The sequence below is a fragment of the Streptomyces humi genome, assembly GCF_001005085.2.
Taxonomy (GTDB): domain Bacteria; phylum Actinomycetota; class Actinomycetes; order Streptomycetales; family Streptomycetaceae; genus Streptomyces; species Streptomyces humi.
The window spans coordinates 1-18,796 of sequence record NZ_LBMU02000126.1 but is presented as its reverse complement, the minus strand read 5'-3'; the positions used below and the strand labels follow the sequence as shown (position 1 = coordinate 18,796).

The window sequence follows — 18,796 nt, the reverse complement described above, 5'->3', positions numbered from 1 at the left end:
AGAGAGAACCACTGTGACCGCGTTCAACGACGAAGCCGTCACCGGCGACGCCCTGCGCCGTACCCTCGGCGTCAGCCGCCGCCGTTTCCTCAGCACCTGCACGGTCGCCACCGCCGGGGCGATCGCCGCTCCCGTCTTCGGCGCCGCCCCTGCCCTGGCGCAGGGCAGATCCGAAGCCGCCGGCCACGACCGGGGCCGCGCCACCCTGGTCCCGCCGGACAAGCGCGGCATCATCCTCTACACCGTCCGTGACGCGACCGGCCGCGACCCGCTCGCCTCCGACCTGCCCTCCGGTTTCCGCGAGGTGTTCCGGCAGCTGTCGCGCTTCGGCTACCGCCAGGTGGAGTTCGCCGGCTTCGGCCAGCACGCCAACGCGCCCGGCGGCGCCGATCTGGGCACCGTTCAGGGCGCGAAGCTGCTGCGCTCCTGGCTCGACGAGTACGGGCTGAGGGCGCAGGGCAGCCACGGCTTCATCCCGCCGTCCTGGCCGCTGACGCCCTCCGACGTGGACGCCTTCAAGCGCTGGCTGGAGATCGCCAACATCCTCGGCATGGAGCATATGGGCACCGGCGCCGACCCCACCAACACCCCCTACCGGGCCGACTGGGACGCCGCCGCGCAGAAGTGGAACACCCTGGGTGCCATCGCCCGCAGGGAGGGCATCAAGCTCTACACCCACAACCACGACAGCGCCTACGACTTCCTGCTCGACGGCGGCCCGCTCGACTCCCAGGGCCGTCCGACCCGCAGCTCCGGCACACGGAAGCTGGAGTACTTCCTGAAGACGACCGACCGCAAGAACGTCTACCTGGAACTGGACGTCTTCTGGGCACACGTGGCCCAGTACAAGTTCCACACGTACACCGCCCATGACGGCTCGCAGCGGGAGGACGTCTTCGACCCGGCCGCACTCGTCGTCCGCAACACCAACCGCTTCCCGCTCTTCCACGCCAAGGACGGCGTCGTGAACACCCAGAGCGGCCTGGGCTACGACATGGTGCCGTTCGGCACGGGCGACATCGACTACCGCAGGTTCTTCACCCAGGTGGGCGCGAAGAACTACCACAACCCGATGGTCGAGCAGGACAACGCGCCGAGCACGAGCGTCCCCGGCCAGTCCCTGGAGTTCGCCCGGATCGGCTACGACAACCTCGCGGCCCTGCGCGCATGTAACTGAGGGAGAACTACCCAGGAGTCCCGCCCGGCGTATCGACGCCGGGCGGGTCCCAGGCGTGCCCGAAAAGGCCCGATATACCTGGACAAACTTTCCTCAAAAAAGTTAAAACTTTGTCCTTGACGAGGTGAAAGTAGGCGCCCTAGCGTCCAACTCAGCTACTCTCCGCGGTTTTTGATCAGCCATCACCAGACCGAAGGAGTTCTGAGTGCGCAACAGACGGATCGTCACCCTCGTGGGGGCGGCTGCGTTGGCCGGAGCCGTCGGGCTCCTGCCGCTCTCCCCGGCCCAGGCCACCCCATCGGACCCCGCACCGCCGGCCTCGTCGGACTTCCAGAAGGTCACCCTCAACGACCGCCCGGGTGAGCCCATGGCCCTGGCCGTCCTGCCCGACCGGCGGGTCCTGCACACGGCGCGCACCGGAGAGGTCCGGATCCACGACCCCCGAAGCGGCGTGAACTTCCTGGCCGCAGACATGAAGAAGAGCCCCGCCGGGCTCTACCAGCACGACGAGGAGGGCGTGCAGGGCATCGCCGTCGACCCGGGCTTCGCCAAGAACCACTGGGTCTACCTCTACTACTCGCCGCGCCTCGACACCCCCATGGACGACCCGGCCACCCCGGGCGTCAACGAGGGGGACGCACCGCAGTTCGGGACGGCCGCGGACTTCGCCCGGTACAAGGGCGTCACACGGCTGTCGCGGTTCAAACTGGTGGGTAACGAGCTGGACTTCGCCACCGAACAGAAGGTCATCGACGTACCCGCCGACCGCGGCATCTGCTGCCACGTCGGCGGCAAGATCGACTTCGACCACAAGGGCAATCTGTTCCTGTCGACCGGTGACGACTCCAATCCGTTCGCCTCCGACGGCTACGCCCCCCTCGACGACCGTCCCGACCGCAACCCGGCCTACGACGCGCGGCGCACTGCGGGCAACACGAACGACCTGCGGGGCAAAGTCCTGCGCATCAAGGCCAAGCGCCACGGCGGTTACGCCGTCCCGGACGGCAACCTCTTCGCGCCGGGTACCCCGAAGACCCGTCCCGAGATCTACGCCATGGGTCTGCGCAACCCGTTCCGCTTCGCCGTGGACGACAGGACCGGCGCGGTCTACGTCGGCGACTACTCGCCCGACGCCAACAAGGCCGATCCCGGCCGCGGCCCCGCCGGTCAGGGACGCTGGATGGTCATCGACCGCCCCGCCAACTACGGATGGCCGTTCTGCGTCACCCGGGACCAGCCCTACCAGGAGTACGACTTCGCGACCCAGACCTCGGGCGGCGCGTTCGACTGCGCCAAGCCGGTCAACGACTCGCGCCACAACACCGGCCGCAGAGAACTGCCACCGGTCACGGACGCGGAGATCGTCTACGGCTACGGAGCCTCCGACACGTTCCCCGAGCTCGGCACGGGCGGCATCGGCCCCATGGGCGGTCCGGCGTACCGCTACGACAAGCGGAACACAGCCCAGAACCGCTGGCCCCAGTACTTCGACGGAAAGCCGCTCTTCTACGAGTGGACCCGCGACCAGATGAAGGCCATCACCCTCGGCAAGAAGAACGAGGTCCAGAAGATCGAGGACGCGATCCCCACGATCACGACGGACGGCCCGATCGACGCCGAGTTCGGCCCGGACGGCGCGCTGTACGTCCTGGAGTACGGCACCGGGTATTTCGCGGAACTGCCCGAGGCCCAGCTCTCCCGCATCGACTTCACCCGCGGGAACCGCACCCCGGAGCCCAAGGCCGCCGCGGACGCGGTCAACGGCACCAGCCCGCTCACGGTCCAGTTCTCCAGCGCCGGCACGAAGGACGCCGATGGTGACGCCCTGCGCTACGCGTGGGACTTCGACGCCGACGGCACCGTGGACTCCAGGGAGGCCTACCCGAAGCACACCTTCGACAAGAACGGCGTCTACGACGCCACGCTGAAGGTCACCGACAGCACCGGACGTTCAGCCTCCGCATCCGTTCCCGTCGTGGTCGGGAACAAGGCACCGGTCGTCTCACTCACCACCGACCCGGCTCCGCACGGCGGCACGGCGTTCCACTGGGGTGACACGGTCACCTGGCAGGTCACCATCACCGACGACCAGCCGGTGGACTGCTCGAAGGTCACCGTCTCGTTCATCCTCGGCCACGACTCGCACGGCCACCCGCTGTCTTCGAGCAGCGGTTGCTCCGGATCGTTCGAAACGTTCGTGGACGGCGGACATGCCGGTGCGGACAACCTGAAGGCGGTCTTCAACGCCACCTACACGGACTCCCCGCCGGCCGGCCTGCCGGCCCTCTCGGGCAGTGCCGAGGTCGCGCTGACGCCGGCCGACTGACCTGGCCGAGACACAGATACGGGGCGCCAACCCAAAGAGGGGGCGCCCCGTCGTCGGTCCGGCGACTGCTCGTCCCGGCGGGAGCCTACGGCCGCCTCCTGGGCAAGGGGCAGCAGAAGCCTGGGCCGTCGGACGAGGCGTAGCCGTCGCTGGAGGCGCCCCCCGCCGGGGGGCAGAGGTGGGCTTCTGTGGGTCCAGGGGCGGAGATCGCGTCCGGCACTCCAACGAGCTGCGGAGGATTCGCTGTGCGGTGTGAGCCCGGTCGAGCGTTCCTCGGGACGTCGGCAGTTCCGTCGTCCAGGACCGCGTGTACGCGTGTGACCTCGGCCTTGATCCCGCGTTGGCGTCCGGCTCTTTTCGGTGCGGCCCGCAGCTAGGTCTTGGTCAGCCGGGCGGCTCGGGCCGACGTGGACGCCGCTGCCAGCAGCACGCGGGCGGCGGATGAGCACAGGCCGCCGAGGATCGGCTGGACGGCGGCGAGATTGCCGAGGAAGTATTCACGCAGGTGGGAACGTAGTTTGTTGGCAGCCTGGGTGCGGTTCCAGACTGCGTCCTGTTGGGCTCGGGCCAGGACGGCAATGGCCTGGGCGAGGCCCGCCGGCGCTTCCGCGGGTTGCGTCCAGGGAAGTGGTGCACGGGTTCGACCTGATCCGGGGGTTTGCTCCGGCATCAGGATGGTGCCCGCATAGACGAACGGCCACCGGCTGATCTTTCAAGACGACCAAGTCTTTGAAGGAGATCAGCACGATGACCGCACCAGACAGTCTGCCCTTGCACGCCCTCGACGGGGACAACCTCGCCGCGGCGAGTCCCGATCTGCTGCGCACCATGGTGAAGTCGTTCGCCGACGCGCTCATGTCCGCGGAAGCGGACGCTCTATGCGGCGCCGAATATGGGCAGGTCAGCGACGAGAGGGTCAACCACCGCAACGGGGACTGCCCGCGCGAGTGGGACACCAGAGCCGGCACCGTCGAACTCGCCGTGGCCAAGCTGCGCCAGGGCAGTTACTTCCCCCACTGGTTCCTGGAACGCAGGCGGCGGGCCGAGCAGGCCCTCATCTCGGTGGTCGCCACCGCCTACCTGCTGGGCGTCTCCACCCGCAGGGTCGAGAAACTCGCCGAGTCCCTCGGTGTCCGCGTACGTGTGGAAGTGGCCCTGGCAAGATTTCCGTGAGGCTGGGGTGTGCCACCGTGCGCCGGTGACGCTCCGTCACAAGTGGCGGCACTGTCGGCGAGTGTGATGACCTCTTACCGATCATGTCTCCGCACCTTGATGCGGTGCGCGTGGAACGAGTGTGGGTGGCGGGCGGAGTGGTCCGCATCAGCGCCTGCACCCGCGAGGTGACGGTGGCGTGTCCGGACTGCGGTCGTGGTTCTGCGCGGGTGCACAGTCGCTATGGCCGCACGCTGGCCGATGTCGCCGTCGGTGGGCGCCCGGTGCTGATCGGGCTATCGGTGCGGCGGTTGTTCTGCGACAACCCGCGCTGCGGCCGGCGGACGTTTGCCGAGCAGGTCGAGGGGCTGACGGTGCGCTACCAGCGCCGCAGCCCGCTGGTGCAGCACCTGGTGGAGATGGCCGGGGTGCTCCTTGCCGGACGTGCCGGCGCGCGGCTGCTGCAGATCCTGAAGGTGCCGCTGTCGCGGACCAGCGTGCTGTTCCACTTGATGCGCTTGCCGCTACCGCCAGCCGCGACCCCGAGAGTGCTGGGCGTGGACGACTTCGCCCTATACGCGGACGTCTACGGAACCCTGCTGGTGGACGCCGAGACCCGCTTGCCGATCGAGCTGTGGGCCGGGCGCGACTCCGAGCAGCTGGCCGCCTGGCTGCGGGCGCACCCCGGTGTTGAGGTGGCCTGCCGGGACGGCTCACTGGTCTACCGTCAGGGCATCGCCGACGGCGCGCCGGACGCCGTGCAGGTCAGCGACCGCTTCCATCTGTGGCAGGGGCTGTCGAAGCGGATCGGGGACATCGCCGCCGCCCACCGCGGCTGCCTGCCCGCCGCAGTTCCCGAGCCCGAACCGGCACCGCCACCAACGACCCTGGCAGGACCGTCCGATCGGGCCGACACGCGAGCTCGCCGCCACGCGAAGCGGTTGTTCGAGGCGGTGCACGCGGTGATGGACACCAGTTGCTCGCTCAGTGCCGCAGCCCGCGAACTCGGCCTGAACCGGCGCACCAGGGCAAATACGCGCAGGCCGCCACCTGGCAGGATTGCGTACGGCGCAGTCAGCCCCGCCGAGCCACCAGCCTTGATCCATATCTGGACTACCTTCGGCAGCGGTGGGAGGAAGGCGAGCACACCGCGACGGTGCTGCACCAGGAGATCGTCGCCAAGGGCTACCGCGGCCACTACCAGCGGGTCAAGATGGCCATCGCGCCCCTGCGGCGCGGCCTGCCGATCGACACCCCGCGCGAACGGCCGCCCTCACCCCGCGAAGTCGCCCGGTGGATCATCACCGCGCCGTCCCGCCGCAGCTTGCACGCAGCCGAGGCTCTACGCCGGCTGTTCGAGCACTGCCCGGAGCTGCAGCGAACCCACGGTCTGGTGCGTCAGTTCGCCGCCATGCTCGAAAGTCGCGATGCGACCCCGCTGTCGGACTGGCTCGATCACCTCACAGCCTCCCGTCTTCCCGCACTGGCCAGCCTGGCCAGTGCGCTCCGCGAGGACCAGGCGGCGGTCGTGCAGGGCATCACCACCCCGTTCAACTCCGGTGTGAACGAGGGCCGCATCACCGATTTGAAGCTTCAGAAGCGGCTGATGGCCGGACGCGCGGGCGTCCCCCTGCTCCGCCACCGCGTCATCCTCATGGCCCTGCTCCGACGCCACCACTTGTGACGGAGCGTCACTGGCGCACGGTGGCACACCCCAGCCTCACGGAAATCTTGCCAGGGCCCCGTTCCGGCTCTGCCCGCAGTTCCGTGAAGCTCATGGCCGGGTGGGGATCCGGGTCCGGAGGAGTTCGAACGAGGCTCGGCCGTACATGGCTCGCTTGAGTGTCTTCACCCGGTTCACGTTTCCTTCGGCAGCTCCAGAACTCCAGGGCAGGGTCAGGCCGGCGGTCACTGCGTCGAGGTCCTGGTGGAGGAAGCCGGAGAACCCCAGGGATGTTCGGTGAGCCAGGTCCCGAACGTCTCCGAGGTGCGGTCGGGCAGCACGTCCACCACCCGGCCGGCCTCGACGTCGACCAGCACAGTGCTGTAGGTGCAGCCCTTACGGAAGGCGAACTTGTCCACCCCCAGCACCCGCGGCGCGCGGTCCGGCACCGTCGGCGCCGTCAGCAGCCTGAGCAGCCGGGTCCGGCCCGCGACCAGCCATAGGCGGCGGCACAACCGCGCGGCCGGACGGCCGGACGGCCGCCGAAACTCCGGGGCCTAGACAGCGGCGGGAACCGTGGGGAAACTGAAAGGAGGCTTTCGAAAGGAATCTTTCAGGTGACTGACCCGACAGATCTGCCCCAGCGCCGCACCGTGGACGACCCACGGCGGCTGCGCGCCCTGGCACACCCGCTGCGGCTCGCGACCCTGCAGTACCTGATGGCGGTGGGGCCTCGCACGGCCAGCGAGTGCGCGGCCGAGGTCGGCTCGACCCCTTCCAACATCAGCTGGCACTTGCGCCACCTCGCGGAGTTCGGCCTGGTGGAGCTGACCGAAGCACCCAACCAGCGCGAACGCCCATGGCAGGCGACCCAAGTGGGCTTCGACTTCGGGGAACTGAGCACGGAGCCCGTACTCAGCCAGGCCCAGGACCAGGTGATGGCGGCGAGCATGACCGAGGAGGGACGGCTGACCAAGCGGTTTCTGAACAACCGGGGCACGGTCGATCCCGAGTGGCTCACAGTGGCCCGGTTCGACGGCTTCGTGCTCCGGGCGACACCGGAAGAGTTGGGCGAGCTGGGCTCGAAGATGAACGACCTGCTGCGTCCGTACCTGGCGACGATAAGGCAGGACGCGCCGGACAAGGCGGAGTTGGCGTACGTAGGACTCCGGCTCTTTCCGCGCCTCGATGCCGCGGGGCAGACCGGGTGACTGACGGACGAGCCCAACATCCGTTACGGGAGGCCGCCTTCGCGCGCCTGTGGGCGGCGGGGCTGCTCGCCGAGGTCGGCGAGTGGGTATTGCAGCTGGCCCTGCCCCTGTATGTACTGCAGATCACCGACTCGCCGCTGATCACCTCCGTGGTCGCCATGATCGGCCTGCTGCCGAGTCTGGTCACGGCCCTGTTCGCCGGCGCCGTCACCGACCGCTGGGACCACCGGAGCTTCCTGGTCCTGGTGAGCGCGCTCCAGGCGGCGATGCTGCTGCCGCTGCTCGCCGTACAGGACGCCGGCCAGCTGTGGGTGGTCTACCTGGTGGCGGGTTCCGAGGCCACGCTGTCGGTGACGTTCAGGTCGGTTAAGAACGTCACGCTGGCGACCCTCGTGGCCGAGGACCAACTGGTCAGCGCCAACGCCTCGATCGGACTGAACTCCTCCTTGGGCAGGCTCATCGGAAGCCCGGTAGGCGGGCTGCTGCTGAGCGCGGCCGGGCTGCCCTACGTGGTGGCGTTCGGCGTGGGGGCGTTCCTCGGCGCCGCGACCCTCTCCCGGAGGATCCCCCCGAGGACGGATGCGAGCCGCGACACGGAGGCGGGCACCGGCTTCTGGCGCGGCATCGGCGAGGGCCTGAGCACGGTCTGGAAGATCCCGGCGCTGCGGGCCACCGCCCTGTGTGTGGCCCTGCTCTCCGTCGCCCAGGGCCTGTTCGTGGTGCTGTTCCTGCTTTTCGTCACCGACCTCATCGGAGGCGGGGACGCCGAGGCCGGCGTGCTGCGTGGCGTGCAGGCCCTCGGGGGTTTCGCCGGAACCGTGACCACAGGCCTGCTGATGCGCCGCATTGGTGTCTCACGGCTCCTCGCCGTCGGGGTCCTCTGCTACGGCGTGATCAGCGCGGCGACCTGGAACCTGTCGCTGGTCTCCCCCCGGTTCTGGGTGTTCGTGACGCTGTTCACGGCGGCGGGCATCCCCGCGGTGTGGCTGGCGGCGGCGTGGCTCTCGCTCATCCAGCAGTTCTCGCCACTGCACGTACGGGGCCGCGTCATGGGCTCCATATTGGGGCTCTCCGACGGGCTGCAGGCGGTCGGCATGCTGACCGCCGGCATGCTGACCGGGATGCTGGACACCGTCGTCGCCCTCAACGTGCAGGCGGGACTCCTCCTGGTTACGGGGCTGCTGTGCGTGTGGACCCTGCGCCGACCGCCGCGCGATCAGGGGCCACGAGCAGCGGAGCGTCGACAGGCGTCGCACGGCGCGCGGCATGCTGCCGACTGAACTGCCGGGCCGGGTACGTCGCGGCTGCTTAACGTGCAGGTCGTGACCGATACGGCCGGCCATCTCCTATGGGTGCAGTTCCTTTGAAGGGAAAGGCGCGTCTGGCCTGGGCGTGGCTATGAAGCGTCGGTGTAGGCGAGGTGGGTGCCGCAGACGGTGCAGCGGAAGAGCATGGCGCTTGCGCCCTGCCCGAGGTGGGTCAGGAAGTTCTCGAGCCGGGATGCGTCGTGCCAACCGCCCATCCGTAGGTCGGTTCGAAGCTGGTCGAGTGCGTCGGGGTGGGCGGCGAGTTCGATGTATCCGACCTCGCCGATGAAGGCGGCCGCGTCGTTGCAGTGGACGAGCCAGTGCGGGTCCTGCCAGGCGTGGAAGCCGGGGGTGCGGCGGGTGACGTGCTCCAGGGTCTCCGCGCTGACGCCGTCGAGCCCGTATGAGTCGGTGAATTCGCCTTCGAATCGTTCAGCGGCGCTGCCGTCGGCGATGCACCAGGGGCAGAACTGCCCGTTGACGTCCTGGGCGGTGTAGAAGGTCGCGGTGTAGATCCACCCGGTGCTGCGCTCGCAGCAGGCGCAGGTCTCGGCGCTCTCGCGGATGGATCCGCTTGCGACAGGGTCGGGGTGGTAGCGGAAGAAGGGCAGGCTGGCGCTCACTGGCGAGCCTGCCCGTGCAAGGAGGGAACCGCGTCGACGCGGGTGGTCTGGGCGTCGGTGGGCACGCCTGTGAACCTCATGGGTCGCAGTCTGTCCGCAAGTAGTCCCGTGATCAAGCGGCGAGGTCCAGTCGCCGCTGGTCCGGGGTGGTGTAGAGGCGCTCGTGCTCGCGTGCGGTGTGGAAGCGTCAATAGGGATCGAGGTCGCCGTTGGAAACGATGGCGCGCAGTCGCAGGACGGCTTCGGCTCCGTGAAGGCCCCAGCGGGCGCCGGTGATATCGAGGCGGTCGGCGATCAGGTGGCGACAGGTGCCCTCGACCGCGCCGGTGGCGATCGGCCACCCGTTGCTGAGCGCGGTGTCGTAGCGGAGCTCATCGAGGTGGCCGGTCAGGTAGCGGTGGCAGGCATCGACGGCCTCGCGCCGGGCGGCTGACAGGTGTTCCCGCTTGGCCTGGGCGGTCATCTCGGCGGCGGCGCGAACGGCGTGACCCGAGAGGATCGCGGTCAGGCGGTCGGCCGCCCAGGACTCGCGCACGCCACCGGCTGGTCCGCCGCCACCCTGCGCAATGCCGCTACTTTGACTGGGGTCGCCGGGGACCGGGAGCCTCGTCTGCCTGCGCCCGGTTCGCCGGTTCGGGCCGCCGCCTGTCGATGATCGGCGCAGAGGGCGGTGCCGTGATGGTCAGCCTCGGCGTCATCTTCGCGGCCACCTGCGGGAGTCAGGACCTGGGCCGGGGGTGGCCGAGCCGGATCATGGCGCGGTACAGGGTGGTGGGCGTGGGCGCGTGCGCCAGCGGCGGGATGGCGGTGCCGGGTGCGGCGTAGGAGCGCAGCATGTGGCCGACGAGGCGGCGCCAGGTGTCGGGGGCGTCGTCGCCGGTGGCGGCGATGACGCCGGCGTTGGCCATCAGCAGGATGACGAGGTCCTCAGGCGTGAAGTCCTCGCGAAGGTGGCCGGTGGCCTTGGCGCGGGCGATGAGTTCGACGAAGCCGTCGTACGCCTCGGTGCGGCGGTCTTCCAGGGCTTTGGCGGCGGGGAAGGTCATGGTCAGGACGTCGGCGAAGCCGCGGTCGGCGGCCTGCATGGCGCAGACGGCCTGGATGTAGCCGGTGAAGCCGTGCCAGGGGTCGGGATCGGCGAGCGCGCCGGTGACGGCCATGGCGTAGCCGTCCATGCGGTCGCTGAAGACCGCGGTGATGAGGGCTTCGCGGGTGGCGAAGCGGCGGGACAAGGTGGCCTTGCCGACGCCGGCCTCGCGGGCGACGGAGGCCATGGAGACGCCGAGTCCTTCGGTGGCGTAGAGGCGGCGGGCGGCGGCGAGGATGCTCTCCCGGTTGCGCTCGGCGTCGGCCCGCAGCCCGGTGCTGGGCTGATGACCGGGGGGGTCGGGGGGTGCTGCGGGTGTGGGCATGACCCCATCCTAGCGAAGTGGAACAGGTTGCCCACTTGTGTTGTTACGCTGACGGCAGAGAAACGGGAAGACCGTTCCACTTATGTGAAAGGTGATGGCCATGCGTGCCGTAACCCTGGACTCCGTCCCCGCGGCCCCCTCCGTGAGTGAGGTGGATCCGCCACGTCCCGAGGCTGGAGAGCTGCTGGTGAAGGTGGCCGCCTCGTCCGTCAACGGATTCGATGCCGCAACCGCGGCCGGTTATCTGCAAGGGTCGATGGAGCACCGTTTCCCGCTGGTGCTCGGCAAGGACTTCGCGGGCACCATTGAGGCGCTCGGTGAGGGCGTGGAGGGCTTCGCGGTTGGTGCCGCGGTCTTCGGCGTGGTGATGAAGCCGTTCCTGGGCACCGGTTCGCTGGCCGAGTACGTGACCGTGCCCGCGGGGTACGGCGTCGCGGCGATACCCGAGGGCCTGGAGGTGAGGGATGCGGGTGCGCTGGGGCTGGCCGGGACGGCGGCGCTGGACAGCGTCGACGCAGTGGCTTTGAAGCCGGGCGAGAGCGTGCTGATCTCCGGCGCTACCGGTGGTGTGGGCGCGTTGGCCGTGCAGATCGCTGCCGCGCGGGGTGCGAAGGTGATCGCTACCGCCCGCCCCGGCAAGGAAGCCGACTTCGTGTCCGCGCTGACGGATGTCGAGGTCCACCTGGTCGACTTCGCCGCAGACCTTGAAGCTCAGGTCCGCGCTCTCGCTCCGGGCGGGGTGGACGCGGTACTGCATCTGGCGGGTGACGGCGCCCAGCTCGCGGGCCTGTTGCGGGCCGGCGGCCGGATCGCCTCGACCCTCGGATTCGGCCCCGATGCCGTCGAAGGCCGGGACGTCACCGCGCACTCGGTGATGGCCGACGCGAACCCGCGGACCCTCGCCGTCCTGGCCGCCGATGCCGCCTCCGGCGCACTGCGCGTCCCGGTCACCGCGACCTACCCCCTGGAGCAGGCGCCGGACGCCTTCGCGGCGTTCGGCGCCGGCGCTCTCGGCAAGCTCGCCGTCACCGCCTCCTGAACCTCCCCCTACGCACTCCCCATGAAAGAGGACTGATCATGCCTACTCTCGCTATCGTCGGCGCCGGCCCCGGTATGGGCCTGGCCATCGCCCGCACCTTCGGCGCCCGCGGCTTCGAGGTCGCCCTCCTCGCCCGCACTCCCGAGAAGCTGGACGACCTCGTCGCCCTGCTCGGCAAGGAGGGCATCACGGCTGCGGCGTTCCCTGCCGATGTGTTGGACCGACCGTCTCTGACGGCCGCCCTGGATGCGGTGCGCGCCCGTTTCGGCACCATCGACGTACTGGAGTACTCCCCGGCTCCGCACTCGCCGGTGCCCGGCTTCACGATGGCCGCCCCCAGCGAGGTCACGGTCGACAACCTGCAGCCGCAGATCGAGTACACCTTCTACGGCGCGGTGACCGCCGCCCGCGCGGTGCTGCCTGCCATGCGTGCGGCCGGGGCGGGGACGCTGCTGTTCACCACCGGCGGCGGCTCCATCAACCCGGTGCCCATGTTCGGCAACGTCAACGCGGCCGGCGGCGCGCTGCGCAACTGGGTGATCAACCTGCACAACGAGCTGGCCGGCAGTGGCATCTACGCTGCACACGTGGCGATCAGCACGTGGATCGGGGAGGGCGGACCGGAGGGCATCCCCTCAGCCACCCCGGAGCAGATCGCGCCCATGTACTGGGAGTTGCACGAGCGGCGCGACCAGGCCGAGGCCGTTTTCACCGGCTGATCCAGCGACGCCGCCTGCATCTTCGTATCCCACGGCCTGGTGGTCTGCTGGTATCCGGCGGATGCTGTGCGGCGCAGGCGGGTTTCCTCGGCGTCGAGCTGCGCCTGGATCTGGAGCAGCACCGCGTCCTCCACGGAACGCAGGGCGGCCAGGGATCCGAGCACGGCTCCGGTGGCGAGTTGGAGGACGGGCCGGCCGATGTGCAGCCGGTGCGCGAGCGCGCCGCAGACCAGTACGGCCCTGCCGATCACCGCGAGGAGTTCCAGTCGGAGCACGTTGGGTGCGCCTCCTCCCTTCATGATCGTCTTCGTGCGGACGGTGCGCATCCGCTGCCCGTCCGCACGAACCGACAGAAACGAGACGGGGATGGCTCGTGAGGGCCGTAGCTGGTACGGGCTCCTCAGGCGGGGCTGGATGCTGTCTCGTCGGAGGCCGGGGCCTGCGTCTGAAGCCGAAGAAATGCGGGGGCGTGGGGTGTGGTGGGGGCCAGGGTGTAGGTGACGATGGTCAGCCCGGGATCTGCGGGCACCTCGAGAGCGTCGTAGTCGAGGTCGAGGTCGCCGACGGCCGGGTGGTGGAAGTGCTGCTGTCCGCTGCGGTAGTACTCGACATCGTGCGCGTCCCAGCGCATCGCGAACTCGGGGCTGTGGGTGACGAGTTCATCGATGAGGTCGGCGAGATCGGTGTTGCCGGGGGTGCGGGCGGCTTCGGTGCGCAGGCTGCCGACGGCGGCATGGGCGATCTGCTCCCAGTCGCGGTAGAAGCGGCGGGCACGCCGGTCGCAGAAGACGAAGCGGGCCAGGTTGGGCGGCTGCTCGGTGGTGTCGAGCGCGTCCTGGTACAGGGCGCGGGCGAGCTGGTTGGTGGCCAGCACATCGAGGTGGGCGTTGCGAACGAAGGCGGCGGCGCCGGTCATCGCGTCGAGGATCTGCTGGATGCTGGCGCGGACGTGCGCGGTGCCGCCGTCGCGGTCAAGAGTGCGGTGTGGGGAGTTGGCGGCGCGGACGAGAGCGGCCAGGTGGGCGCGTTCGACGTCGTCGAGCTGGAGGGCGGTGGCGAGGCTGTCGAGGATCTCCTCGGAGACGCCGCCGACGTTGCCGCGTTCCAGGCGGGTGTAGTACTCGACGCTGATCGCGGCGAGCTGCGCGACCTCCGAGCGCCGCAGGCCACTGACCTGGCGCCGCCCGCCGAAGTCCGGCAGACCGGCCTGCTGCGGGGTGAGACGGGCGCGGCGGCTGGTGAGGAAGTGGCGGATGTCCTCACGGACGGTGTCGGCTGGCACGCCTTCAGCGTAGGACACAGCCCCCGCCGGAGGGTCCCTGACAGTACCCCTCCTGACAAGGACTCCCAGGTCAGATGGGGTGTGTGGTTCTGTGGGTGGGTGACCGGCCCGTCATGGCCGGCATCGTTCCTCTCCCTGAAAAGGACCACAGACCGTCATGCCTCTCACCGCTTCGCTGCACCGGTCGTCGGAGATGGGCGCGCCCGAGACTAATCGGCACGCCACCGCGACCCTGGCCGCCGCCGTCCTCGGCTTCTTCGTGATCACCCTGGACGCGACGATCGTGAACGTCGCCCTGCCCTCGATCCGTGACGCGCTGGGCGGCGGGATCACCGGCCTGGAATGGGTCGTCGACGCCTACACCCTGATGTTCGCCGCGCTGCTGCTGTCCGCCGGGGCCCTCTCGGACCGGATCGGGGCCCGCCGCGCGTTCGCCGGCGGCCTGAGCCTGTTCATCATCGCGTCGCTGGCCTGCGGGCTCGCCCCCACTGAGCCGGCCCTCATCGCCGCCCGTGTCATCCAGGGCATCGGCGCGGCCGTCACCATGCCGACCTCCATGGCCCTGGTGCGCCAGGCGTTCCCCGACCCGGCCCGCCGGGCGCGCGCGGTGGCCGTGTGGGCGATGGGCGGCGCCGTGGCCGCTGCCGCGGGCCCGGTGCTCGGCGGCCTGCTGAGCCTGGCCTCCTGGCGGATGATCTTCCTCGTCAACCTGCCGGTCGGCCTGATCACCCTGGTGCTGCTGCGCCGTACCCAGCCCTCGCCGACCCGGCCCGCCCCCTTCGACTGGATCGGCCAGATCACCGCGATCCTCGCGATGGGCGGTCTCACCTTCGCAGCGATCGAAGCCGGAGACGCCGGGTTCACCGCGCCGCAGGTCCTCGTCTCGCTCGCCGTCGCCCTCGTCGCGTTGGCCGCGTTCTTCACGGCGCAGGCCAAGGTGGCCCATCCGATGGTGCCCCTGGCTCTGTTCCGGTCCCCGACCATGGTCGTCGCCACCGGCATCGGCTTCGCGTTCATGGTCGGCTTCTACGGGCTGCCGTTCCTGTTCTCCCTGTACTTCCAGCAGCAGCACGGTCTCTCGGCGCTGGGCGCCGGACTCACGTTCCTGCCGATGATGCTGCTCAGCGCCTGCCTGACCCCCCTGTCCGCACGGATCGCCGAGCGCACCGGGTCCCGCGTGCCGGTCATCGCCGGACTGGTCCTGATCGCGGCCGGATCGATCACCCTCGCACTGGTGCCCGCCTCGCTGCCGGTATGGGCGAGCGCGCTGCTGCTGATACCCGTCGGCATGGCAGGCCCGCTGGTGATGCCCCCGACCACCGCCCTGCTCCTGGAGCACGTGCCCGCCGAGCAGACCGGCACCGCCAGCGGCGTATTCAACACCAGCCGCCAGCTCGGCGGCGCCCTGGCCGTGGCTGTCTTCGGCGCACTGATCTCCACCCCGGCCGGCTTCCAGCACGGCCTGCGCATCAGCCTCACCCTCGCAGCCGTCATCGCCCTGCTGGCGGCACTCGCCGCCCCACGCCTGGGCCGCAGCCGAGCTGTCTGACCGCCGCCGAACCGACACACCCCCGACCGACACCAGAGCAAAGGAACAGCGCAATGAGTAACACGTTCACGGACAAGGTGGCGCTGGTGACCGGCGCCGGCGCCGGAATGGGCCTGGCCACCGCCCGCGCCTTCGCCGCCGAAGGAGCGGCCGTGGTCCTGGCCGACATCGACGAAAAGACGGTCCGCCAAGCCGCCGACGATCTGATCGCCGAAGGCCACCGGGCACTGCCGGTTGTCTGCGACGTCGCCGTCGAAGCCCAGGTGGCCGACCTCGTGCAGCAGACCGTCGCCGCCTTCGGGCGCCTGGACTTCGCGTACAACAACGCCGGCGTGCAGACCCCGAACGTGGAGACCGCCGACGCCGACGGCGCCGAGTTCGACCGCGTCCAGGCCATCAACCTGCGCGGCGTGTGGAACTGCATGAAGTACGAGCTGCAGCAGATGCGCACCCAGGGCAGCGGCGCGATCGTCAACTGCGCCTCCATCGGCGGGCTGATCGGCATCGCGGGCCTGGGCGCCTACCACGCCTCCAAACACGGCGTCCTCGGCCTGACCAAGAGCGCCGCCCTGGAGTACGCCGCCCGCGGCATCCGCATCAACGCCGTATGCCCCGGCATCATCGCCACCCCCATGGTCGAGCGGATGACCACCACCGACGCCGAGGCGATGGACGCCCTGCTCGCCCAGCAGCCCATCGCCCGCCTGGGCCGCCCCGAAGAGATCGCCGAGGCCGTGCTGTGGCTGGCCAGCGACAAGGCCAGCTTCGTCATCGGCCACGCCCTGGCCGTCGACGGCGGCTACACCATCCAGTAACCCCCACCTCTGCGCCCGTTTCACCCAGCCCGACCGAAAGGGAGCACACCATGTCCGAGAAGCAGCCCTCGGGTGCGGCCCGGATGTTCGGCGGTTTCGCCCCCCAGCTGGTGCACTTCACCGACGACGTCCTGTTCGGCGAGGTGTGGCAACGCCCCGGCCTCACACCCCGCGACCGGTCCCTCATCACCGTGGCGTGCCTGGTCACCAGCGACAGCACCGACCAGCTGCGCCACCACCTGGGCCGCGCCAAGGACAACGGCGCAACCGAAGCCGAGCTGGTCGAGGCCCTCACCCACCTCGCCTTCTATACCGGCTGGCCCCGCGCCATGTCCGCCATGGCCGTGGCCAAGGACCTCTTCCACAACTGACCCGCCGGCTGGCGCACCCCAACCCGTCGCGCCGCCCGCCCCGCGTGGCGCCCTCATGTAAGGAGCGAACTCATGGAGCTGATCGAGCGGCCCGCCTCCCGCAAGCTGCCGGAGGCCAACTTCACCGGCGATGCCTGGGCCGATGTCATCTACCGCGGCGAGCAGCCGTCGACGACGCGGGCGAACGCGGTGCACTTCGCACCCGGCGCCCGCACCGCCTGGCACTCCCACGGCATCGGCCAAACGCTGTACATCGTCCAGGGCATCGCCCTGATCCAGTTCCGCGGCGGGAAGATCCTCGAAGCCCACCCGGGCCAGGTCATCTGGACGCCGCCGGGCGAGGAGCACTGGCACGGCGCCGCCCCCGACCATTTCATGACCCACATCGCACTGTGGGAAGGCGACGACGTCACCTGGCTCGACCACGTCACCGACACCGAGTACGCCGCCCCGCGCACCCGCGACCTCTGAATCTCCTCTCCGAACCACCCTGAAGATCAGCAAGGAGTACCCGACATGCGTGCAGCCATCCTCTACGGCCCCGGCGACGTCCGCGTCGAAGACCGCGACACCCCCAAGATCCTCAAGCCCACCGACGCCGTGATCCGCGCTCTCGCCACCTGCGTGTGCGGCTCCGACCTGTGGGACTACCGCGGCATCAACCCAGTCAAGGACCCCGCCCCCATCGGCCACGAATACGCCGGCATCGTCGAGGAAGTCGGCGACGAAGTCACCAACGTACGGCCCGGTCAGTTCGTCGTCGGCTCCTTCTTCGCCAGCGACGGCACCTGTCCCAACTGCCGCAACGGCTACCCCAGCAACTGCCTTCACCGTGAGTTCGTCGGCGGCTGCCAGGCCCAGTACATCCGCATCCCGCATGCGAACGGAACCCTCGTCCCCACCTCCGACCTGCCCACCGACGCCCAGGTGCCCGACCTGCTGGCCTGCTCCGACGTCATGGGCACCGGCTGGTGGGCCGCCATCGCCGCCGGCGTGCAGCGCGGCGACACCGTCGCCGTCGTCGGCGACGGAGCCGTCGGCCTCTCCGCCGTCCTGGCCGCCCGCGAGCTCGGCGCGGAGCGCATCATCGCCATGTCCCGCCACGACAGCCGCCAGCAGTTGGCCCGCGCCTTCGGCGCCACCGACATCGTCACCGAACGCGGCGACGAAGGCGTGGCCCGCATCAAGGACATGACCGGCGGCATCGGCGCCGACCGCGTCCTGGAATGCGTTGGCACCGAGCAGTCCACCCAGCAGGCCCTGGGCGCCACCCGCCCCGGCGGCGGCGTCGGCATCGCCGGTGTCCCGCACGGCGTCCAGATCGACGGCGCCTCCCTGTTCTACTCCCACGTCGCCGTCCAGGGCGGACCCGCCCCCGTACGCCGCTTCCTGCCCGACCTCATCGACCGCGTCATGACCGGACAGATCAACCCCGGCCGCGTCTTCGACCTCACCCTGCCCCTCGACCAGGCTGCCGAGGGTTACCAGGCCATGGACGAACGCCGCGCCATCAAGACCTTCCTGCGTCCCTGATCGCCCCGGCACGACGCGGGCCGCCGACCACCACGCGAGGTCGCCGTGGCGACGATGCGGCCACCGAAGCAGTTCATGAGAGAAGAAAGTGAAGGACGATGAAAACGAGGCGAGTCGCACCGCGGGCCGCCGCTCTGCTGGCGGCGGGTCCCCTAATGCTCACTCTGGCGTCCTGCGACTCGGACGCCCGGGCGGACGACGGCTCCCGCAGGACGTCTGCTCAGCGGCAGACAGCTTCCACACCCAGCGGCACATCCAGTGCCCCGGGCATCGACAGGCCCATCACGGAGGCAGACGTGATCGGCGTGTGGAACAACCACCGCGACACCGACCTGCATCAACAGATCCGCTTCAGCCGCGACCACGAGTGGCACGAGGACCAGCACGGCACCCAAAACATCTACCACGGAACATGGGAGATCACCGGCAAGCGCACGGTCATGCTCCATGACTGGGAGGAGGAAATCCGCTTCTCCCCGGACAACTACAACGAGTTCACGGTGATTTCCTTCGATCACATCCTGACCAAGGATTCGGACACCACAGCGTCGGCCCGGTGAACATCCAAAGGGCGCACCAGGCCGGACATGGTCCTGGCGGACAGGGCCTACTCGTCC

General features: G+C 69.8%; 17 protein-coding genes and 3 pseudogenes. 15 read left to right on the top strand and 5 right to left on the bottom strand.

All coding sequences use genetic code 11. From position 1 onward, the window contains the following. Nucleotides 1–13 precede the first annotated feature (13 nt). The 5 genes and pseudogenes from AAW13_RS41580 to AAW13_RS47295 all read left to right on the top strand — a co-directional run bounded on the left by AAW13_RS41580 (nt 14) and on the right by AAW13_RS47295 (nt 6,339). Nucleotides 14–1,177 (top strand): sugar phosphate isomerase/epimerase family protein, encoded by a 1,164-nt coding sequence (locus AAW13_RS41580; protein ID WP_046734376.1) that lies wholly within the window; start codon nt 14–16, stop codon nt 1,175–1,177. Between the two features lie 205 nt (nt 1,178–1,382). Then, nucleotides 1,383–3,503: a PQQ-dependent sugar dehydrogenase gene (locus AAW13_RS41575; protein WP_046734375.1), complete on the top strand. Its 2,121-nt coding sequence runs from the start codon at nt 1,383–1,385 to the stop codon at nt 3,501–3,503. Between the two features lie 747 nt (nt 3,504–4,250). Further along, a pseudogene (locus AAW13_RS41565) lies at nt 4,251–4,637 on the top strand (transposase); the annotation flags it as partial. 122 nt (nt 4,638–4,759) lie between these two features. Beyond that, nucleotides 4,760–5,425, top strand: a pseudogene (locus AAW13_RS47300) (transposase family protein); the annotation flags it as partial. A 386-nt stretch (nt 5,426–5,811) separates the two neighbouring features. After that, nucleotides 5,812–6,339: a transposase gene (locus tag AAW13_RS47295; protein WP_240528923.1), complete on the top strand. Its 528-nt coding sequence runs from the start codon at nt 5,812–5,814 to the stop codon at nt 6,337–6,339. Between the two features lie 224 nt (nt 6,340–6,563). Here the strand turns inward: AAW13_RS47295 and AAW13_RS47930 are convergent, their stop codons facing one another. Next, entirely contained in the window at nt 6,564–6,737 is a 174-nt protein-coding gene (locus tag AAW13_RS47930) for a transposase (RefSeq protein ID WP_420855527.1), read from the bottom strand. Nucleotides 6,738–6,935: 198 nt separating this feature from the next. On the opposite strand from AAW13_RS47930, the gene AAW13_RS41540 reads away from it, so the two are divergent. Beyond that, on the top strand, nt 6,936–7,529 hold the full coding sequence (locus AAW13_RS41540) for an ArsR/SmtB family transcription factor (protein ID WP_046734373.1): 594 nt from the start codon (nt 6,936–6,938) through the stop codon (nt 7,527–7,529). Next, nucleotides 7,526–8,809: an MFS transporter gene (locus AAW13_RS41535; protein WP_046734372.1), complete on the top strand. Its 1,284-nt coding sequence runs from the start codon at nt 7,526–7,528 to the stop codon at nt 8,807–8,809. Before AAW13_RS41540 ends, AAW13_RS41535 begins: the two co-directional genes overlap by 4 nt. A gap of 116 nt (nt 8,810–8,925) precedes the next feature. Here the strand turns inward: AAW13_RS41535 and AAW13_RS41530 are convergent, their stop codons facing one another. From AAW13_RS41530 to AAW13_RS41520, 3 genes and pseudogenes are all read right to left on the bottom strand, one after another. Next, nucleotides 8,926–9,459 carry a CbrC family protein gene (locus AAW13_RS41530; protein ID WP_046734371.1) on the bottom strand — a complete coding sequence of 178 codons (534 nt, stop codon included), beginning with the start codon at nt 9,457–9,459 and terminating at the stop codon, nt 8,926–8,928. Nucleotides 9,460–9,571: 112 nt separating this feature from the next. Beyond that, a pseudogene (locus AAW13_RS45345) lies at nt 9,572–9,829 on the bottom strand (ISKra4 family transposase); the annotation flags it as partial. A gap of 349 nt (nt 9,830–10,178) precedes the next feature. Then, nucleotides 10,179–10,871, bottom strand: a complete 693-nt coding sequence (locus AAW13_RS41520; protein ID WP_046734370.1) for a TetR/AcrR family transcriptional regulator — start codon at nt 10,869–10,871, stop codon at nt 10,179–10,181. A 100-nt stretch (nt 10,872–10,971) separates the two neighbouring features. Between AAW13_RS41520 and AAW13_RS41515 the strand changes: the two genes are divergently transcribed. Both AAW13_RS41515 and AAW13_RS41510 read left to right on the top strand, forming a co-directional pair. Then, nucleotides 10,972–11,910: an NADP-dependent oxidoreductase gene (locus tag AAW13_RS41515; RefSeq protein ID WP_046734369.1), complete on the top strand. Its 939-nt coding sequence runs from the start codon at nt 10,972–10,974 to the stop codon at nt 11,908–11,910. Between the two features lie 38 nt (nt 11,911–11,948). Beyond that, on the top strand, nt 11,949–12,629 hold the full coding sequence (locus AAW13_RS41510; RefSeq protein WP_046734368.1) for an SDR family NAD(P)-dependent oxidoreductase: 681 nt from the start codon (nt 11,949–11,951) through the stop codon (nt 12,627–12,629). Between the two features lie 400 nt (nt 12,630–13,029). Here the strand turns inward: AAW13_RS41510 and AAW13_RS41505 are convergent, their stop codons facing one another. Further along, complete coding sequence (locus AAW13_RS41505; protein ID WP_046734401.1) at nt 13,030–13,911, bottom strand: helix-turn-helix transcriptional regulator; 882 nt, start codon at nt 13,909–13,911, stop codon at nt 13,030–13,032. Between the two features lie 157 nt (nt 13,912–14,068). Here AAW13_RS41505 and AAW13_RS41500 point away from each other — a divergent pair, with 157 nt between their 5' ends. From AAW13_RS41500 to AAW13_RS41475, 6 genes are all read left to right on the top strand, one after another. Next, nucleotides 14,069–15,460, top strand: coding sequence for an MFS transporter (locus AAW13_RS41500; RefSeq protein WP_240528922.1), 1,392 nt, complete (start codon nt 14,069–14,071; stop codon nt 15,458–15,460). A gap of 53 nt (nt 15,461–15,513) precedes the next feature. Beyond that, nucleotides 15,514–16,275, top strand: a complete 762-nt coding sequence (locus AAW13_RS41495) for a glucose 1-dehydrogenase (protein ID WP_046734367.1) — start codon at nt 15,514–15,516, stop codon at nt 16,273–16,275. A gap of 50 nt (nt 16,276–16,325) precedes the next feature. Beyond that, nucleotides 16,326–16,646 carry a carboxymuconolactone decarboxylase family protein gene (locus AAW13_RS41490; protein ID WP_046734366.1) on the top strand — a complete coding sequence of 107 codons (321 nt, stop codon included), beginning with the start codon at nt 16,326–16,328 and terminating at the stop codon, nt 16,644–16,646. A gap of 72 nt (nt 16,647–16,718) precedes the next feature. Further along, nucleotides 16,719–17,117, top strand: a complete 399-nt coding sequence (locus AAW13_RS41485) for a (R)-mandelonitrile lyase (RefSeq protein WP_046734365.1) — start codon at nt 16,719–16,721, stop codon at nt 17,115–17,117. A gap of 45 nt (nt 17,118–17,162) precedes the next feature. Next, nucleotides 17,163–18,179 carry a zinc-dependent alcohol dehydrogenase family protein gene (locus AAW13_RS41480; RefSeq protein ID WP_107483534.1) on the top strand — a complete coding sequence of 339 codons (1,017 nt, stop codon included), beginning with the start codon at nt 17,163–17,165 and terminating at the stop codon, nt 18,177–18,179. Nucleotides 18,180–18,475: 296 nt separating this feature from the next. Beyond that, a complete protein-coding gene (locus AAW13_RS41475) occupies nt 18,476–18,739 on the top strand; it encodes a hypothetical protein (protein ID WP_052768763.1) in 264 nt (87 codons plus the stop codon). Nucleotides 18,740–18,796: the final 57 nt, after the last annotated feature.

Bases quoted from the DNA above. Each gene is read 5' to 3' on its own strand.
- AAW13_RS41515 (WP_046734369.1), top strand. From the start codon at position 10,972: ATGCGTGCCGTAACCCTGGACTCCGTCCCCGCGGCCCCCTCCGTGAGT.
- AAW13_RS41490 (WP_046734366.1), top strand. From the start codon at position 16,326: ATGTCCGAGAAGCAGCCCTCGGGTGCGGCCCGGATGTTCGGCGGTTTC.
- AAW13_RS41500 (WP_240528922.1), top strand. From the start codon at position 14,069: ATGCCTCTCACCGCTTCGCTGCACCGGTCGTCGGAGATGGGCGCGCCC.
- AAW13_RS41485 (WP_046734365.1), top strand. From the start codon at position 16,719: ATGGAGCTGATCGAGCGGCCCGCCTCCCGCAAGCTGCCGGAGGCCAAC.
- AAW13_RS41520 (WP_046734370.1), bottom strand. From the start codon at position 10,871: ATGCCCACACCCGCAGCACCCCCCGACCCCCCCGGTCATCAGCCCAGC.
- AAW13_RS41480 (WP_107483534.1), top strand. From the start codon at position 17,163: ATGCGTGCAGCCATCCTCTACGGCCCCGGCGACGTCCGCGTCGAAGAC.
- AAW13_RS41510 (WP_046734368.1), top strand. From the start codon at position 11,949: ATGCCTACTCTCGCTATCGTCGGCGCCGGCCCCGGTATGGGCCTGGCC.
- AAW13_RS41495 (WP_046734367.1), top strand. From the start codon at position 15,514: ATGAGTAACACGTTCACGGACAAGGTGGCGCTGGTGACCGGCGCCGGC.